The organism is Curtobacterium sp. Csp2 (assembly GCF_013347165.1).
This window is the reverse complement of record NZ_CP054593.1, coordinates 616822-633328: the sequence shown is the minus strand read 5'-3', so window position 1 is coordinate 633328 and position 16507 is coordinate 616822. Positions and strand designations below refer to the sequence as shown.

Below are 16507 nucleotides of genomic sequence, written 5' to 3'. Positions count from 1 at the left end.
GAGCTCCGGGACGGCGGCCTGCTCCGCGGCACCCGGGTCGGGGTGTCGATGGTGCTCGAACCGAAGACCGCGGTCCTCGTGCTGCTCCTGCGGGACGCCGGCGCCGAGGCGGTCGTCGACGCGCACGCCGACGGGACCGGACCCGGCGACGACCGCCGAGCCTCCCGGCCGGACGCGGTGCGCGGACGACGCGAGCCCGTCGACCAGGTCGGGCGTCGCGGCGACCGTCGACTGCCCGGTGCCGTACCGGTTGTCGAAGAAGGTCTTGCTGCGGGCGTCGTTCACGGCGGCCACGGGGATGCCGAGCGTGCCGCGCGCCGCCATCGTGCGGAGCGGTCGAAGGCCGCTCGGCCCCGGCGACCCCGGCCCCGCCGACGCCTGGCGCTCCCGCATGCGCGACCTCGCTGCCCGCCCGAACGTCGTCGTGAAGGCCTCCGGACTCCTCACCGAGGCCGGCCCGGACTGGCGGGAGCGCCCCGTCCACCGGTACATCCGCGAGACCGTCGAGCACTTCGGCCCGGACCGCACGATGTGGGGCTCGGACTGGCCCGTCTCCGCCCTGGTCGCGGACCACGCCACGGTGCTCGCCACCACGCAGGCCGCCCTCGCCGACCTCTCCCCCACCGAGCGTGACACCGTGTTCGCCGGCACCGCCACCAGGACGTACCTTGTCGAGCACCCGAGCCAGACATAGGATGTCTGCGCGACGTCCGGTCGCGCACACCCAGAGGAACGGGGAACGATGCAGTTCGCACGACTCGGCCCGATCGGCGAGGAGATCCCGGTGGCCATCGACGAGGACGGCCGGGTCCTCGACCTGCGGAGCCTGACCTCCGACATCACGGGAGCGTTCCTGGCGAGCGACCCCGGCCCCGCGCAGCTCGTCCGGCACGCCCGCGACGCCGGGGACCTGCCCGAGCTCGCCGGCGCGGACACCATGCGCCGCGGCGCCCCGGTCGCCCGCCCGGGCAAGGTCGTCTGCATCGGCCTGAACTACCGGGACCACGCCGCGGAGACGGGCGCCGACATCCCCGCCGAGCCGATCGTCTTCATGAAGGACCCGTCGACCGTGGTCGGGCCGGACGACACCGTGCTCGTCCCCCGTGGCAGCGAGAAGACCGACTGGGAGGTCGAGCTCGCGGTCGTCGTCGGGCGGACCGCGCGCTACTGCGCCTCCGCCGCCGACGCCGCAGCGTGCATCGCCGGGTACGCCGTCGCGAACGACGTCTCCGAGCGAGCGTTCCAACTGGAGCGCGGCGGGCAGTGGGACAAGGGGAAGTCCTGCGAGACCTTCAACCCCCTCGGACCCTGGCTCGTCACGGCGGACGCCGTCGACCCCGCCGACCTGCGGATGCGCCTGACCGTGAACGGCGAGGTCCGGCAGGACGGGACCACCGCGGACATGGTCTTCGACCCGGTCGAGGTCGTCCGGTACCTGTCGCAGTTCATGGTCCTGCAGCCCGGCGACGTCATCAACACGGGCACCCCGGCGGGTGTCGCCCTCGGCGGTGGTGCACCGTACCTCCGTCCGGGGGACGTGGTCGAGTGCTCGATCGACGGCCTCGGCACGCAGCGCCAGACGATGGGGGCTGCGTGATGCCCGGGACGCACGAGGGACTCCGCGCCGTCGTCACCGGCGGCGCCTCCGGCATCGGCGCCGCGATCGTCGCGGCACTGCAGGAGCGCGGCGCGACCGTCGTCGTGCTCGACCTGCGGCCGTCCCCGTCGGCGCCGTCCGTCACGTGCGACGTGTCGTCGGACGAGTCCGTCCGGGCCGCCGTGGCGGCTGCCGTCGACCAGCTCGGCGGACTGGACGTGCTCGTCAACAACGCGGGCATCGGCGCGCAGGGCACGGTCGAGGACAACCCGGACGACGAGTGGCGGCGCGTGTACGAGGTCAACGTGCTCGGCGCGGTGCGGCTCTCGCGCGCGTGCCTCCCACACCTGCGGGCGTCGACGGCCGCGTCGATCGTCAACACCTGCTCCATCGCCGCGACCGCCGGGCTGCCGCAGCGCGCGCTCTACTCGGCCACGAAGGGCGCGATCGCCGCCCTGACGCGCGCGATGGCCGCCGACCACCTCCGCGAGGGCATCCGCGTGAACGCCGTCAACCCGGGCACCGCGGACACCCCGTGGGTCGCCCGGCTGCTGTCGACTGCGGCGGACCCCGAGGCGGAGCGTGCCGCGCTCGAGGCACGGCAGCCGCACGGTCGCCTCGTCGCGGCGGAGGAGGTCGCCGAGGCGGTCGCCTACCTGAGCAGCCCCAGCGCGCGGTCGACGACCGGGGTCGACCTCGCGGTCGACGGGGGCATGCAGGCCCTCCGTCTCCGACCCGCGTGACGGACGGCGCGTGGCGGGCGGGGCCGGCCGGGAGGCACGGATCGGCTAGATTCGGCGTGTCCGGACGCGTACGCGGTCCGGCCCGTCGACCCGGCGCTGCCGGGCTGCAGCAGGAGGTGGTGACGTGGCGTCGTTGACGGACGATGCGATCGCACGCATCCAGCAGATGATCGTGAGCGGTGAGCTCCGACCGGGGCAGCGCCTCCCTCCGGAGAAGGAACTGAGCGAATCGCTCGGTCTGTCCCGCAACAGCCTGCGCGAGGCGGTGAAGGCACTCGAGCTCATCCGCGTGCTCGACGTCCGTCGCGGCGACGGCACGTACGTCACGTCCCTCGAGCCGAACGTGCTGCTCGAGGCCGTGTCGTTCGTCGTCGACATGCACCACGACCGGTCCCTCGTCGACCTGCTCGAGGTCCGGCGCATCCTCGAGCCCGCGGCCGCCGTGCTCGCGACCGCCCGCGCGACCGAACAGCAGGTCGACGACCTCGCGGTGCTCATGCAGAGCGTCGGCGAGGACACGGGCGTCGAGGACCTCGTCGCCCACGACCTGCACTTCCACTCCACGATCGCCGGCATCGGCGGCAACCGGTACCTGTCCGGCCTGCTCGACGCCCTGTCGAGCAAGACCGTCCGCGTCCGGGTCTGGCGGGGCCTGACGCAGAACGGCTCCGTCCAGCGCACGCTCGACGAGCACGCGGCCATCGTCGAGGCCATCCGTCGCCGCGACCCGCAGCTCGTGCAGTCGCTCGTGGTCGCACACGTCGAGGGCGTCGAGCGCTGGCTCCGCCGTTCCCTCGAATGACCGGTCCCGTCGCTGCGGAGCACTCCGGCGCGGTCCCCGCCGCACCCCCGGACGGACATCGCGCCCCGTCTGGTCGGGGTGCGACGTCCGCGGCGGGGTGCGATGCCGGGCGGGCGGCCACGGCCCGCTGCACGCCGGGTCAGGCCGGGAGCAACGATGCCTCGCGCAGCTCGTCCCACAGCGACTCGGGCACCATCGCAGCGGCCCGGGCGGCGTTCTCGCGCACCTGGTCCGCCGACTGCGCACCGACCGCCACGGCTCGGACGGCCTCGGCACGACGCGGGAACGCCAGCGCGGCCTCGGGCAGCGTGACCCCGTGCCGTTCGCACACCGCGGCGAGCGCCCGCGCCCGCTCGACCAGCTCGGGCGGGGCCGGGGCGTAGTCGTACGTGGTGTCCGGCGCCGGCAGCGGACGGCTGAGCAGCCCGGAGTTGTAGACCCCGACCGCGACGACGTCCACGCCGGTCTCGGCGCACCGGTCGACCAGCGCGGCGGCGGGCTGTTCGAGCAGCGTGTACCGCCCGGCCAGCATGACGACGTCGCACAGCCCGGTCTCGACGGCGGCCGTCAGCGCAGCCACCGAGTTCGACCCGACGCCGACCGCCCGGACCACGCCCTCGTCCCGCAGCGCGGCGAGCGCCGGCAGCGCCTGGGTCAGCCCGGCCGCCAGGTCGTACACGTCGGGGTCGTGCAGGTACGCGATGTCGACCCGGTCGAGGCCGAGCCGGTCGAGGGACTCGTCGAGCGACCGACGGACCCCGTCGGCGGTCGGGTCCCACTGCCGGACGAGGTCGTTCGGCACCGCGAAGCCGTCGTCGTCGACCCCGTCGCCCGGCCCGGGCACGAGCCGCCGCCCGACCTTCGTCGAGATCGCGTACTCGTCCCGCGGCCGTCCGGCGAGCGCCGCCCCGAGCCGCCGCTCGCTCAGCCCGAGGCCGTAGTGCGGGGCGGTGTCGAAGCCGCGGACGCCGACGTCCCACGCCGCGTCGACCGTCGCACGGGCGTCGTCGTCGGACACCTCCCGCAACAGGTTCCCGATGCCGGCCCCGCCGAACCAGAACGGCCCGCGGTCCAGGTCCACGTCGCTCATGCCTGCCCTTCGAGCGTCCACACCAGGGGGACGCCGTCGTCGTTGCCGGAGTAGTCGTCGTCCGCCTCGAGCAGCGGGTTGACCACGGCCTGCCACTCCGCGTTCACGGGGTCGTCGGCCAGTGCCCGTCGCATCGCACGGTAGTCCTCGACCTCGATGAGGTGGACCAGGTCCTGGCCGTCGCGCCAGATGCTCCAGTTCGCGACCCCGGCGGCGCGCAGGCGTTCGGCGAGCTCGGGCGGGATGCTGGCGTGCACCCGCTCGTACTCGGCCTCGTGTCCGGCGCGCAACCTGGTGCGGGAGAGGATCCGCTGCATCAGTCGCGGAGGAACAGCTCGACGACCGGCACCGCCACGTCGGGGCGGACGATCGGCAGCGTCAGGGTCAGCGTCCCCGCGGGCTGGCCGCCGAGTCCGGTGTTCTGCGCGCGGGTGCCCGGCGGGATCTCGCGGAAGTGCACCTCGGACGCGTCGTTCAGGAGCTGCGCGTACGCCACCTTGCCGGCGAGGTCGGGCAGGTGCACGTGCTCGAACGGCCAGGTGAGCAGGTGCAGGTAGAGCCGGTCGCCCCGCTGCGTGTAGACCGTGCCGGCCGGCGCGCGGTACGACGACGGTCCGGCGCCGTACACCGAGCGGTCGTGTCGGCGCATCCACTCCCCGATGCCCTCGAGCGCCCTCCTCGCCACCCCGTCGAACTCGCCGCGGCCGGTCGGCCCGACGTTGAGCAGCATGTTCCCGTTGTTCGAGACCCCGTCGACGAGCATCCGGACGAGCAGGTCGACGCTCTTGACGTTGAGGTTGTCGCGGTCGTAGCCCCACGAGCCGTTGAGCGTCTGGCACGCCTCCCACGGCACGGGGACGCCGTCGACCTCCATCGGCTTGTCCGGCTGGTACTGCTCGGGCGTGACGAGGTCGCCGGGGATGTCCAGGCGGTCGTTGACGATGATCCCGGGCTGCAGCCGCTTCGTCAGCGCCATCAGCTCTTCGGAGCCCCAGTCGTCGCGGCCCTTGCCGCCCCAGCGGTCCTCGTGGTCGTTGTCACGGTACGAGAAGTCGTAGAACAGGTAGTCGATCCGGCCGTAGCCGGTCAGCAGCTCCTCGACCTGCCCGTGCAGGTACTCGCGGTAGCGGGCCATGTCCCGGCCCTCGTTGAGCCGGGCGATCTCCTCCGGGCTGTCGTCCCGACGGGGGTGCACGCCGTCGATCGTGAAGTCCGGGTGGTGCCAGTCGATGAGCGAGTGGTAGAAGCCGACCCGGAGCCCCTCGGCGCGGACGGCGTCGACGAACTCGCGCACGATGTCCCGTCCGAAGCGGGTGTTCGTGGACTTGTAGTCGGTGAGGGCGGTGTCCCACAGGCAGAAGCCCTCGTGGTGCTTCGTGGTGAGCACGACGTACTTCATCCCGGCCTCGCGGGCGCGGCGGGCCCAGTCGGCGGGGTCGAACAGGTCCGGGTCGAAGTGGTCGAAGTACTTCTGGTAGTCCTCGTCGGTGATCCGCTCGAAGTTCTTCACCCACTCGTGGCGGGCCGGGAGCGCGTAGAGGCCCCAGTGGATGAACATGCCGAACCGGTCGTGGGTGAACCACGCGGGCAGGCCGGAGGCGTCGGTGTCGGGCTGCGGCTGGGCGGGTGCGGTGATGGTCATGGGACCGGTGTTCCTTTCGTGGAGGTGGAGGTGGTCACCGGCCGCCGAGGCCGGAGGTGACGATGCCCTTGACGAGGTGCTTCTGCAGCAGGACCAGCAGCACGACCGTCGGCAGCATCGAGATCACCGACGCCGCCATCACCAGGTTCCACTCGGAACCCTGCTGGCCGAAGAACTGCTGGAGCCCGAGCGGGATGGTCCCGTGCGCCTCGACGTCGTTCACGACGACGAGCGGCCACAGGAACGAGTTCCAGTAGGAGATGAACGAGAAGACGGCGAGCACCGCCATGGTCGGGCGCGCGAGCGGGAGCATCACCGAGAAGAACGTGCGGATCGGTCCCGCGCCGTCCACGCGCGCCGCGTCGTCGAGCTCCTGCGGCACGGTCAGGAAGAACTGCCGCACCAGGAACGCGCCGAGGGCCGTGAACGCCCACGGGATGATGAGCGCCTGGAAGGTGTCGACCCACCCGAACCCCTGCATCATCACGTACATCGGGATCACCAGGACGTCCTGCGGGATCATCAGCGTCGCCAGGAACAGCACGAACACCGTGTTCCGCCCGCGCCACCGCAGCCGCGAGAACGCGTAGCCGGACAGCACCGCGACCGTCACGTTGATCGCGGTGCCGGCCACCGCGACGAGGATCCCGTTCAGGATGAACCGCGCGAACGGCAGGTACGTGAACGCCTGGACGTAGTTGTCCCACTCGAGCGAGCGCCCCCAGAGCGTCGGCGGCGTGGTGAACACCTGGTCGGCTGGCTTCAGGCTCGTCGCGACCATGTACACGAGCGGCGAGACGAACAGCAGTGCGACGAGGCAGAGCAGCACGTACCCGATCGCGTGCCGGACCCGGCCGGGGCGCGGCGCCGACTTCGTGCGGGCCACCGCGCGGGGGTTGACCGTCCGGTTCGACGTGGTCGCGCCGAGGCGCGAGCGGACCGCTTCACTCATAGTGCACCCACCGCTTCTGTCCGAGGAACTGGACGGCCGTGATCCCGAGGATGATGACGAAGAGCACCCAGGCACCGGCGGAGGCGAGGCCGAGCTGCTGGTTCTGGAAGCCCGTGTTGTAGATGTACTGCACCAGGGTCTCGGTCGCGGTGCCCGGTCCGCCCTTGGTCAGGACGAAGGGCTGCGTGAACACCTGGAACGAGGTGATGAGCGTCATCATCGTCGCGAAGAACACCGACGGCGAGATGAGCGGGAACTTGATCGCCCAGAACGTCTGCCACGCGTTCGCACCGTCGAGCTGCGACGCCTCGATCTGGTTCTCCGGGACCGCGTCGAGCGCCGCCGAGAAGATCAGCATGTTGTAGCCGAAGCCCTGCCAGACGCTCATCGCGACGATCGCGAGCATCGCCCAGTGCTGGTCGGCCAGGAAGTTCGGCGCGTGCACGCCGATGGTCGACTGCAGCGTCGCGTCGATGGCGCCGTCGGGCTGGTACAGCATCCGCCAGACGACGACGTTCGCGACGATCGGCGTGATGGTCGGGATGAAGAACAGGACGCGGAAGACGTGCCGGCCGGCGATCCGCGGCGTCAGCCAGGCGGCGAGTCCGAGGGAGACGACCAGGTTGAGCGGCACGTAGAGCACCACGAACAGGGTCGTGTTGAGCGCGACGGTGCGGAACACCGGGTCGCTGAACAGGCGGACGTAGTTCTCGACGCCCGCGAACGTGCGTTCGCCGAGCATCGGCCAGTTCATGAAGCTGACGACGAGCGACGCCAGGATCGGGAACGCCGTGAAGACGACGAGCCCGATGGAGTGGGGTGCCGCGAACACGGCGCCCCACCACGAGCGGCGGCCCGTGACGCCCTCGGCGTCGCCGGTGGTCCGGCGCGGCGCGGCCGGGCCGGCCACCGCGGTCGCGACCGCGGGCACGGCCGCGGCGGGTGGGTCCTGGATGGTGGTCATGCGACGACCTCCTCGTCGTTCACGCGGTCCTGGTGGCGGGATGGGGCGGACGGGAGGCACGGGGCGGGGTCGACCCGTGCCTCCAGTCCGTCACGTGGTGGGCTCGCTCACTGCGAGCCGAGCTGACCCGAGATGGAGGACATGGTGTCCTTCCCCGAGGCCTGCCCGTTGACCGCCTGCAGGGCGTACTGCGTGAAGAGCTGCGAGAGCTGGTCGCTCTGCTTGTTGCCGAGCAGCGGCGACGACTTCGCCAGCGCGGCCTTGAGCGCCTCCTCGGCGCCCTCGATGCCGGCGCTGGAGTACCACGACGCCTGGGCGGCGGTGCGTCCCGGGAAGGCGCGGCCCTCCTCGGCGAGCGAGGTCAGGACCTTCTCGCTCGTCATCGTCTGGACGGCCTTGAACGCCTGCTCCGGGTACTTGCACTGCTTCGAGATGCCGAAGCCCGAGCCGGCCGCGAAGGTCGACGGGCCGGACGTGCCGCTCGGCAGCGTCGTGACGCCCAGGTCGAACTGCACCTTGGCCTTCTGGCTGATGAGCGACCACGGACCGTCGGTGTACATGGCGACCTTGCCGGCGGCGAAGTCGTTGCTCGACTGGGACGAGTCGGACGACGCCTGCGTGGCGTAGCCCTTCTTCACCAGGCTGCCGAGCCAGTCCAGGCCCTCGGCGAACTTCGCGTCCGTGGCGTCGATCTTCCCGCCCTCGGTGATCACCCGGCCGCCGTTGTAACCGTAGATCATCGACTCGAGGTTCAGGTCGCTGACGGTGGAGCCGAACTCGGTGATGCCCTTCGCCTTGAGCGCGGCGCCGGCGGCCTCGAACTGGTCGACGGTCCAGCCGGGCTTCGGCTCGTCGACGCCGGCCTGCTTGAACAGGTCCCGGTTGTAGAACATCATGATGGGCCCGGTGTCGTACGGCAGCCCGTAGAGCTTGCCGTCCACCTTCATGCCGTCGAGCGCGGTGCTGTCGAACGCGGACAGGTCGAGCCCGTCCTTCTTTGCCAGGTCGTCGAGCGGCAGGAGCGACGAGGTGTAGTTCGCGGCGCGCAGGGACTGCATGCTCACGACACACTGGGCGCTGCCGCCGCTGAGCTGCGCGCTGAGCTTCGTGAAGTAGTTCTCGAACGGCGCGCCCTGGATCGTCAGGGTGATTCCGTCGTCGCTCTTGACGGTGTCGGCGACCTTCTGCCAAGCGGCCTGGTCCTCCTTCCCGGCGATCCACATGGACCAGGTCAGGGAGTCCTCGGTCTGGCCGCCGCCGGCGCTGCTGCCGGAGGAACAGCCGGTCAGCACGAGGGTCACGGCAGCTGCTGCCGCGAGCCCCGCGATGAAACGTCGTTGCATCGGTGTCTCCACTTCGTCGTGGTGGTGCTGGGGTGTGTCGGGGTTGGTCTGGCGAGTCGGTCTGACGTGTCCGGCTCAGGCGACGCGGATCGTGTCGCGGACCGGGTCGGCGGCCGAGGCCGCCGCCCAGACCGGGCCGTCGGGGTAGGTGTGGGCGTCGAGGGAGTCGGCGAGCATCTCGGTGCCGGCGCCCGGGGCGGTCGGGGGCCAGTAGCGGCCGCCGCGGACGTCGACCGGGGTCACGAAGTGCTCGTGCAGGTGGTCGACGAACTCGATGCAGCGGTCCTCGAGCGCCCCGGAGAGCGCGACCGCGTCGAACATCGACAGGTGCTGCACCGCCTCGCACAGCCCGACGCCGCCCGCGTGGGGGCAGACCCGGACGCCGTGCTTGGCGGCGAGGAGCAGGATCGCGACGTTCTCGTTGACGCCGGCGACCCGGGTGGCGTCGATCTGCAGCACCCGCATCGCGTCCGCCTGGATGAGCTGCTTCGCGATCACGCGGTTCGCCATGTGCTCCCCGGTCGCCACCGGCACCGGGGCGATGCGGCGGGCGATCTCGGCGTGCCCGAGGACGTCGTCCGGACTCGTCGGTTCCTCGACCCAGGCGATGTCGAACTCCCGCAGCCGGTCGATCCACTCGACCGCCTCGTCGACGTCCCACCGCTGGTTCGCGTCGATCGCGATCCGGACGTCCGGGCCGACGACCTGCCGGGCGATCCGGAGACGTCGGACGTCCTCGTCGACGCTGCCGCCGACCTTGAGCTTGATCTGGGTGAAGCCGTCGGCAACCGCCTCGCGGCACAGGCGGGCGAGCTTGTCGTCGTCGTAGCCGAGCCAGCCGGGCGTGGTCGTGTACGCCGGGTAGCCGGACTGCTCGAGCCGGCGTCGGCGTTCCGCACGGAGGGGCTCGGCGGTGCGGAACAGCTCGAGGGCCTCGGACGGGGTGATCGCGTCGGTCAGGTACCGGAAGTCGACCAGGTCGACCAGGTCCTCCGGCGACATCGATGCCAGGAGCGCCCACAGGGGCAGTCCGGCGCGCTTGGCCTTCAGGTCCCACAGCGCGTTCACCACTGCGCCGATGGCCATGTGCATCACGCCCTTCTCCGGGCCGAGCCACCGCAGCTGCGAGTCGTGCACCATGCTCCGCCACGTGCCGCCCATGTCGGCGAGCAGTGCCTCGGCGTCGCGGCCGACGACGTGCCCGCGGAGCGCGGCGATCGCGGCCTCCTGCACCTCGTTGCCCCGGCCGATCGTGAACACGAACGCCGAACCGGTCAGGCCGTCGACGGCGTCCGTGGTGACCTCCACGTACGCCGCGGAGTAGTCGGGGTCGGGGTTCATCGCGTCCGACCCGTCGTGCTCCCGCGAGGTCGGGAACCGGATGTCCCGGACCCGCAGACCGGTGATGCGGCTCATCGTTGCTCCTGCCCGTCCGGTCGCCGTCGACCGAACGAGGACATCGAAACATCGGATGTATCTGCTGTCAAGAGCCGATCGGTCCGCGTTCTGCGGTCAGGACCGGCGTAGTCGTCCTACCGGTGACACGGAGAACGCCCCGTGGCAGCTGCCACGGGGCGTTCTGCGGACCGCGTCATCCGGGCGGGGACGCACCAGCTCGCGATCGGGTCAGGCGCGGACCGCCGCCGTCGCGGCGAGGTCCTCCGCCCCACCGGCCCGGTCGGCCTGCTCCTGCAGCGCCGAGCTCTTCCGGAGCGGGGGCGCCTTGAAGAACCAGCTCAGGACGAACGCGAGCAGGATCACCGCGAAGCCGACCCAGTAGACGGTGACCGCCGAGGCGTTGAAGCCCGTCATGAAGGGCTTCGTCAGCGCGGGGTCCGCACCGTTCAGGAACGAGGTGTCGCTCGTCTCCGCGGCGGCGCTCCCGCCCTTGCCGGACCCGGACGAGATCGCGTCGGACAGCTTCGGCGCGAGCTGGTCGACCCAGTAGGTGCGCTGCGCGGTGTCCGACCAGTCGACCACCAGGCGATCACCCTGCACGGACGCGTGCGCCTGGTCGGCCGCGGATGCGAGCGCCTGCTGCTGCACGGCCTCCGGGGCGCCGGCCGTCGCCGCGGTCACCTTCGCCGTGGCCTGGTCGAGCCCGGACTGCACCTGCTGCTCGAGCGGGGTGACGATCGGTGTCCACAGCTGGTCCATCACGCCCCGGTTGACCTTCGCGCTCGCGACGGTCGGGTTCAGGGCCGCGTCGAGCGCGCCGGTCAGGTTCGCCCTGTCGGCGGTCGCCGCGGTGATGTTCGTCGGCATGAGCGAGAACAGCACGCTCAGGAGCACCGCGGTGCCGAGCGTCCCGCCGATCTGCCGGAAGAAGGTCGCCGACGACGTCGCCACGCCCATGTCGCGCGGCTGGACCGAGTTCTGCGATGCCAGGGTGATGCTCTGCATGAGCTGGCCGAGGCCGAGGCCGATGAGGAACATGCCGATCATCAGGAACCAGAGCGGCTTGTCGATCGTCATGAACGTCAGCACGACGTAGCCGGCGGACACCAGCGCGGTCCCGATCACCGGGAACACCCGGTAGCGGCCGGTGCGCGCCACGATCTGGCCTGAGGCGATCGACGCGATCATCAGGCCGCCGATCATCGGCAGGGTCGCGAAGCCGGACTCCGTCGGGGTGAGCCCCGTGACGATCTGCAGGTACAGCGGGATGGTCAGCATGGCACCGAACATCGCGAAGCCGACCAGGAACCCGAGGACCGTGGCCATCGAGAACGTCCCCGAACGGAACAGCTTGAGCGGGATGATCGCGTCGTCGCGCATGAGCGTCTCGGCGACCAGGAACGCCACGATCCCGAGTCCGCCGACGACGTAGCAGGCGATGGAGCCGGCGGAGGCCCAGCCCCAGGTGCGGCCCTGCTCGGCCACGAGCAGCAGCGGCACGAGGGCCACGATCACCGCGGTCGCACCCCACCAGTCGATGCGCGGCTTCCGTGCGGCGTCGCCGAACTTCGGCAGGTGCAGGAACGCGATCACCATGAGGAGCGCACCGACGCCGATCGGGACGTTGACCAGGAACACCCAGCGCCACCCGGTGACCCCGAGGATCGAGGACGCACCGGCGAACAGCCCACCGATGAGCGGACCGATGACCGACGAGATGCCGAACACCGCGAGGAAGTAGCCCTGGTACTTCGCACGCTCCCGGGGCGCGAGGATGTCGCCCATGATCGCGAGCGGCAGCGACATGAGCGCGCCCGCACCGATGCCCTGGAACGCCCGGAAGGCGGCGAGCATGACCATCGAGGTCGAGAAGGTCGAGAGCAGCGAACCGAGCACGAAGACGCTGATGCCGAAGATGTAGAGCGGTCGGCGGCCGAAGACGTCGGAGAGCTTCCCGTAGATCGGCGTGGTGATCGTCGACGCGATCAGGTACGCCGTCGTGACCCACGCCTGCTGGTCGAGCCCGTGCAGGTCGTCACCGATGGTGCGGATCGCGGTGCCGACGATCGTCTGGTCGAGCGAGGACAGGAACATGCCCGCCATCAGCCCGTAGATGACGAGCAGGATCTGGCGGTGCGTCATGATCGGCTTCGCGGGTGCGGCAGGCGAGGCCTCCGGTCGGCCGCGCTGCACCTCGACGGGTGCGGTGGCAGTGGACATCGATCCTCCTGGGACTCTCTCTTGCAGACCGTGCAACTTTACACCCGCAGCACGTTTGCCACCAACGCAAGGTTGCCATGTCTGCACGCCTCCTCAGGCAGCGGACGGTGGTGGTCCCACGTCCAGGCCGTCCGGCGTACCGTCCCCGCCATGACCGACGCGAACGAACACCCACGCCCGGAGGACGACGCCGCACGGCTCGGACTCGTCGTCGTCGGCGAGGCCGCCGCCCTGCACGCCGGGGACGACGGCGCACTCGACGCCAGCGAGGAGAACATCCGCGAGACGATCGACAGCATGGTCGACGAACCCTTGACGGACCGGCAGGAGCAGGTCGTCGAGCGCCTGGCATCGGCTGGCGGCACCCTGACGGCCGGCCTGAGCGGCGCACTCGCGGCGAAGACCGGCAGCAGCGTCGACGACGTGCTCGAGGGCGCGGCCCGCAGCGTCGTCTGGCAACAGCGCCTGGCGGCCGAGCGGGACGCCGCAGCCGCGAGCGCGCCGCAGCCGACGGAGGCGGACCCGGGGACGGACGCAGGTCCCGGCGAGCGCGAGGACGCCGGGCGCCCGCAGCGACGCGACGACGGCGACGACGGCTGACCAGCCCGAGCACGCGAGGAGGCACGGTGCGGGACCGACCCGCACCGTGCCTCCTGTCCGTGGCCCCGGTGGTGACCCGGCGCCCTCCTGGTGACTAGGAGCCCTGGCGCCACCACGCGTCGAAGGGCGTCGCCGGGACCTGGCGCTTGTGCTCGGTCGCGCGGTAGCGCGCCTCGATCGCCTCGGCGACCTCGTCCGGGACGTCGTGGCCCTGCAGGTACGCGTCGATCTCGGCGTAGGTCAGGCCGAGGTTCGCTTCGTCCGTCTGGCCGGGCAGGTCGTCGAGCAGGTCGGCCGTCGGCGCCTTCTCGTAGAGTCGGGCGGGCGCCCCGAGGTGCTCGAGCAGCTGCCGCCCCTGGGTCTTCGTGAGGCCCGTCAGCGGGGTGAGGTCCACGCCGCCGTCGCCGTACTTCGTGAAGAAGCCCGTGACCGCCTCGGCCGCGTGGTCCGTGCCCACGACGAGGAGCCCGCGCTGCCCGGCGACCGCGTACTGCGCGACCATCCGCATGCGCGCCTTGACGTTGCCCTTGACGAAGTCGCTCAGCTCGACGCCGGCGGCCGTGGTGTCCTGCACCACCCCGTCGACCCCGTGCTCGATGTTCACGACGATGCCCGGGTCCGCCGCGATGAAGCGGAGGGCGAGCTGCGCGTCGTCCTCGTCGGCCTGCACGCGGTACGGCATGCGCACCGTGACGAACTCGGCCGGGTGCCCGTCGGCGCGCAGGCCCTCGACCGCGAGCTGCGTCAGCCGCCCGGCGAGCGTGGAGTCCTGACCGCCGCTGACGGCGAGGACGAAGCCCTTCGCACCCGTGGTGGTCAGGTAGTCCCGGAGGAACCCGACGCGTCGGGCGATCTCCTGCTCCGGGTCGATGGTCGGCTGGACGTCGAGGTCCGCGGCGATGGCGGCTTGGAGTTCACGCACCGCTCCAGTATCGCGCGCGGGGCCGCGGACGGCACGGATTCACCGCGAGGTCGCGGCTCCTTCCGGGCGGATGGTGTTGTCGTGGTCCGTCCCGATCGCGCAGGTGCAGACCACGCGCAACGTCTCGTCGCCGCGGGTCAGGCGGAAACGTTCGACGTGGGGCGGGCCGACGTGCCGGTCCAGGGGGTGGGTGTCGTGGTCGTGCACTCGGGTCCTCGCTCTCCGGCGGCCACGGGTCACCCCGTGCCCCCCGCTGATCCGCGCTCCACCGGTGATGTGGAGGCACCTCCGCCGGGCTCGCGGAGACGTGAGCAATCTACAAGGATCCGCGCGGAACGGCTAGTGACAGCCACGGACCGCACTGACGGACGGGAGGCACGGTGCCAGCTGGCACCGTGCCTCCCGTCCGTTGGGTGGTCGCGTCGCGACGCGCGGTCTCGTCAGGTGGACCCGTCGCGTCGCGTCGTCGGTCGCGCTCGGGTCAGACCTGCTCGCCGAGGAAGTCGGCGTACGACGGTTCGTCGTGCTCCGCGCCGGCGGGCGCGGACGCGTCCGAGGCGCCACCGATCCGCTCGGAGATGATGTCGGCGACCTCGTCCGGGGACCGGAGGCCGTGCCGGTGCCAGTCCTCCGGGATGCGGGCCGTCACGAGAGCACCTGCAGGGCGGTCGTGGCGAACGAGGTGACCGGGGTGCGGGTCTGACCCGCCGAGAAGTCGAGGGGGTGTGCGGTGCACGAGCAGTACGTGGCGGTCATTGCGGACCAGCCCTTCATCGAGGAGTTGCAGACCTCGGATCCGACCGGGCCGTCCCGCTGTGCCAGACCTCGCGGACCGCGAGGGCATCGTGACGACGGGAACCTGGAGGAGAACCCGGTGACTCCAGGGTAGGAGTGACGGTGGACCGCGTCCAGGTGGGTGCGGTTAGCGGCGACCCTGCCGAGGTGCTGCCGCGCCGGTAGCGTGGTGGCTCCGCACGACCACGAGGAGCCCCATGCCCCTGTTCGGCCGTCCCAGCGACGCCCAGTCCGACGCCGCCCGCCCCGACGCCGCACCCGGTGTCTTCGCCCGCAGGTGGGCCGACCCGTTCGGCACCCTCGCGACCCGCTGCCTGCAGATCATCGTGGTGCTCGTCGTCGCGATCGGCATCGTCTACGCCGCGGCGACGCTGAGCGTCGTGACCATCCCGGTGCTCCTCGCGCTCATCATCGCGTCGGCCATGCACCCCGTGGTCTCCTGGCTCCGACGCCACAAGGTGCCGTCGGTGCTCGCGACCCTCGCGGTGCTGCTCGGTGTGCTCGTCGTGCTCGGGCTCGTCGGGTGGCTCATCGTCGTCGCCGTGATCGCCCAGTGGCCGGACCTGCAGAAGTCCGCGATCAGCGGGTTCCAGCAGCTCCAGGACGCGGTCGACCACCTGCCGTTCGCGATCTCCGACCAGCAGGTGGACCAGGTCGTCGACGGGGTCCAGGACTTCCTGACCAGTTCGCAGTTCGGCTCCGGCGCACTCGCGGGCGCCTCGGCGACCGCGAACTTCCTCACCGGCCTCGTGCTGATGATCGTCGTGCTGTTCTTCTTCCTCAAGGACGGTCCGGCGATCTGGGAGTTCCTGCTCCGACCCTTCACCGGTGCCCGCTACGAGCGGGCGCGCCGCGTGGGCGACCGCGTGGTGCAGACCCTCGGCGGGTACGTCCGGGGCACGGCCAGCGTCGCCGCAGTCGACGCGATCGGCATCGGCGTCGGGCTCGCGATCGTCGGGGTCCCGCTGGCGCTCCCCCTCGCCGTCGTCGTCTTCATCACGGCGTTCATCCCGATCGTCGGCGCGACCGCCGCCGGCATCCTCGCCGCCCTGGTGGCCCTCGTCGCGAACGGCCCCGTCGCCGCGCTCATCGTCGTCGGCATCGTGGTGCTCGTGAACCAGCTCGAGGGCAACCTGCTCCAGCCCGTCCTGATGGGCAAGACGCTCAAGCTGCACGGGCTCGTCATCCTGATCGGCCTGACCGCGGGGACGGTGCTCGCGGGCATCACCGGCGCGATCATCTCGGTGCCGCTGCTGGCCGCGGCCTGGGGTGCCGTGCAGGTGTGGGACGGCCCGGGGCAGCCGGCGCTGCCGTGGCGGCAGAAACGCCCGGAGACCGCCGAGCGGCGGTAGCGCGGGGCGCGGCACCGACGCCGCCCACGCACCACGAAGGGGAGCCCCCGCGCGCGGCGGTGGCTCCCCTTCGTCGTGTCCGGCGTC

The 16507-nt window shown here is 71.5% G+C and carries 16 protein-coding genes and 1 pseudogene; 6 read left to right on the top strand and 11 right to left on the bottom strand.

What is annotated here, in order from left to right; translation table 11 throughout:
* Positions 1 to 393 (bottom strand): annotated as a pseudogene (locus tag HUN59_RS03155) (hypothetical protein); the annotation flags it as partial.
* Between HUN59_RS03155 and HUN59_RS03150 the strand changes: the two are divergent.
* The 4 genes from HUN59_RS03150 (at position 392) to HUN59_RS03135 (ending at position 3142) form a co-directional block, all read left to right on the top strand.
* Positions 392 to 694, top strand: a complete 303-nt coding sequence (locus HUN59_RS03150; protein WP_174777469.1) for an amidohydrolase family protein — start codon at positions 392 to 394, stop codon at positions 692 to 694. The pseudogene HUN59_RS03155 and the gene HUN59_RS03150 overlap by 2 nt on opposite strands.
* A 48-nt stretch (positions 695 to 742) precedes the next feature.
* Positions 743 to 1597, top strand: coding sequence for a fumarylacetoacetate hydrolase family protein (locus HUN59_RS03145; protein ID WP_174777468.1), 855 nt, complete (start codon positions 743 to 745; stop codon positions 1595 to 1597).
* Positions 1597 to 2340 (top strand): SDR family NAD(P)-dependent oxidoreductase, encoded by a 744-nt coding sequence (locus HUN59_RS03140; protein ID WP_174777467.1) that lies wholly within the window; start codon positions 1597 to 1599, stop codon positions 2338 to 2340. Before HUN59_RS03145 ends, HUN59_RS03140 begins: the two co-directional genes overlap by 1 nt.
* A 124-nt stretch (positions 2341 to 2464) precedes the next feature.
* Positions 2465 to 3142: a FadR/GntR family transcriptional regulator gene (locus HUN59_RS03135; RefSeq protein ID WP_174777466.1), complete on the top strand. Its 678-nt coding sequence runs from the start codon at positions 2465 to 2467 to the stop codon at positions 3140 to 3142.
* Between the two features lie 139 nt (positions 3143 to 3281).
* Here the strand turns inward: HUN59_RS03135 and HUN59_RS03130 are convergent, their stop codons facing one another.
* The 8 genes from HUN59_RS03130 to HUN59_RS03095 all read right to left on the bottom strand — a co-directional run bounded on the left by HUN59_RS03130 (position 3282) and on the right by HUN59_RS03095 (position 12751).
* Positions 3282 to 4232 (bottom strand): aldo/keto reductase, encoded by a 951-nt coding sequence (locus HUN59_RS03130; protein WP_174777465.1) that lies wholly within the window; start codon positions 4230 to 4232, stop codon positions 3282 to 3284.
* Positions 4229 to 4549 (bottom strand): L-rhamnose mutarotase, encoded by a 321-nt coding sequence (locus tag HUN59_RS03125; RefSeq protein ID WP_174777464.1) that lies wholly within the window; start codon positions 4547 to 4549, stop codon positions 4229 to 4231. Before HUN59_RS03125 ends, HUN59_RS03130 begins: the two co-directional genes overlap by 4 nt.
* Positions 4549 to 5874, bottom strand: coding sequence for an alpha-L-fucosidase (locus HUN59_RS03120; RefSeq protein WP_174777463.1), 1326 nt, complete (start codon positions 5872 to 5874; stop codon positions 4549 to 4551). The genes HUN59_RS03125 and HUN59_RS03120 overlap by 1 nt, the downstream gene beginning before the upstream one ends.
* Before the next feature lie 34 nt (positions 5875 to 5908).
* A complete protein-coding gene (locus tag HUN59_RS03115; protein WP_083519734.1) occupies positions 5909 to 6826 on the bottom strand; it encodes a carbohydrate ABC transporter permease in 918 nt (305 codons plus the stop codon).
* Positions 6819 to 7790, bottom strand: coding sequence for a carbohydrate ABC transporter permease (locus HUN59_RS03110; RefSeq protein ID WP_114849488.1), 972 nt, complete (start codon positions 7788 to 7790; stop codon positions 6819 to 6821). Before HUN59_RS03110 ends, HUN59_RS03115 begins: the two co-directional genes overlap by 8 nt.
* Before the next feature lie 107 nt (positions 7791 to 7897).
* The gene (locus HUN59_RS03105; protein ID WP_254629975.1) at positions 7898 to 9133 is read right to left on the bottom strand and encodes an ABC transporter substrate-binding protein; all 1236 of its coding nucleotides are present in this window, start codon (positions 9131 to 9133) and stop codon (positions 7898 to 7900) included.
* 75 nt (positions 9134 to 9208) lie between these two features.
* Positions 9209 to 10549 carry an enolase C-terminal domain-like protein gene (locus HUN59_RS03100; RefSeq protein WP_174777461.1) on the bottom strand — a complete coding sequence of 447 codons (1341 nt, stop codon included), beginning with the start codon at positions 10547 to 10549 and terminating at the stop codon, positions 9209 to 9211.
* 210 nt (positions 10550 to 10759) lie between these two features.
* The gene (locus tag HUN59_RS03095) at positions 10760 to 12751 is read right to left on the bottom strand and encodes an MDR family MFS transporter (RefSeq protein WP_174777460.1); all 1992 of its coding nucleotides are present in this window, start codon (positions 12749 to 12751) and stop codon (positions 10760 to 10762) included.
* 150 nt (positions 12752 to 12901) lie between these two features.
* Between HUN59_RS03095 and HUN59_RS03090 the strand changes: the two genes are divergently transcribed.
* The gene (locus tag HUN59_RS03090) at positions 12902 to 13351 is read left to right on the top strand and encodes a hypothetical protein (RefSeq protein WP_174777459.1); all 450 of its coding nucleotides are present in this window, start codon (positions 12902 to 12904) and stop codon (positions 13349 to 13351) included.
* Between the two features lie 94 nt (positions 13352 to 13445).
* On the opposite strand, the gene nadE is transcribed toward HUN59_RS03090, so the two are convergent.
* A complete protein-coding gene (gene nadE, locus HUN59_RS03085) occupies positions 13446 to 14273 on the bottom strand; it encodes an ammonia-dependent NAD(+) synthetase (protein ID WP_058740456.1) in 828 nt (275 codons plus the stop codon).
* Between the two features lie 481 nt (positions 14274 to 14754).
* Positions 14755 to 14922 (bottom strand): hypothetical protein, encoded by a 168-nt coding sequence (locus tag HUN59_RS03080; RefSeq protein ID WP_174777458.1) that lies wholly within the window; start codon positions 14920 to 14922, stop codon positions 14755 to 14757.
* Positions 14923 to 15265: 343 nt separating this feature from the next.
* Between HUN59_RS03080 and HUN59_RS03075 the strand changes: the two genes are divergently transcribed.
* Positions 15266 to 16420 (top strand): AI-2E family transporter, encoded by a 1155-nt coding sequence (locus tag HUN59_RS03075; protein ID WP_174777457.1) that lies wholly within the window; start codon positions 15266 to 15268, stop codon positions 16418 to 16420.
* Positions 16421 to 16507: the final 87 nt, after the last annotated feature.

Bases quoted from the DNA above. Each gene is read 5' to 3' on its own strand.
- HUN59_RS03150 (WP_174777469.1), top strand. From the start codon at position 392: ATGCGCGACCTCGCTGCCCGCCCGAACGTCGTCGTGAAGGCCTCCGGA.
- HUN59_RS03145 (WP_174777468.1), top strand. From the start codon at position 743: ATGCAGTTCGCACGACTCGGCCCGATCGGCGAGGAGATCCCGGTGGCC.
- HUN59_RS03140 (WP_174777467.1), top strand. From the start codon at position 1,597: ATGCCCGGGACGCACGAGGGACTCCGCGCCGTCGTCACCGGCGGCGCC.
- HUN59_RS03130 (WP_174777465.1), bottom strand. From the start codon at position 4,232: ATGAGCGACGTGGACCTGGACCGCGGGCCGTTCTGGTTCGGCGGGGCC.
- HUN59_RS03125 (WP_174777464.1), bottom strand. From the start codon at position 4,549: ATGCAGCGGATCCTCTCCCGCACCAGGTTGCGCGCCGGACACGAGGCC.
- HUN59_RS03120 (WP_174777463.1), bottom strand. From the start codon at position 5,874: ATGACCATCACCGCACCCGCCCAGCCGCAGCCCGACACCGACGCCTCC.
- HUN59_RS03115 (WP_083519734.1), bottom strand. From the start codon at position 6,826: ATGAGTGAAGCGGTCCGCTCGCGCCTCGGCGCGACCACGTCGAACCGG.
- HUN59_RS03110 (WP_114849488.1), bottom strand. From the start codon at position 7,790: ATGACCACCATCCAGGACCCACCCGCCGCGGCCGTGCCCGCGGTCGCG.
- HUN59_RS03105 (WP_254629975.1), bottom strand. From the start codon at position 9,133: ATGCAACGACGTTTCATCGCGGGGCTCGCGGCAGCAGCTGCCGTGACC.
- HUN59_RS03100 (WP_174777461.1), bottom strand. From the start codon at position 10,549: ATGAGCCGCATCACCGGTCTGCGGGTCCGGGACATCCGGTTCCCGACC.
- HUN59_RS03095 (WP_174777460.1), bottom strand. From the start codon at position 12,751: ATGTCCACTGCCACCGCACCCGTCGAGGTGCAGCGCGGCCGACCGGAG.
- HUN59_RS03090 (WP_174777459.1), top strand. From the start codon at position 12,902: ATGACCGACGCGAACGAACACCCACGCCCGGAGGACGACGCCGCACGG.
- HUN59_RS03075 (WP_174777457.1), top strand. From the start codon at position 15,266: ATGCCCCTGTTCGGCCGTCCCAGCGACGCCCAGTCCGACGCCGCCCGC.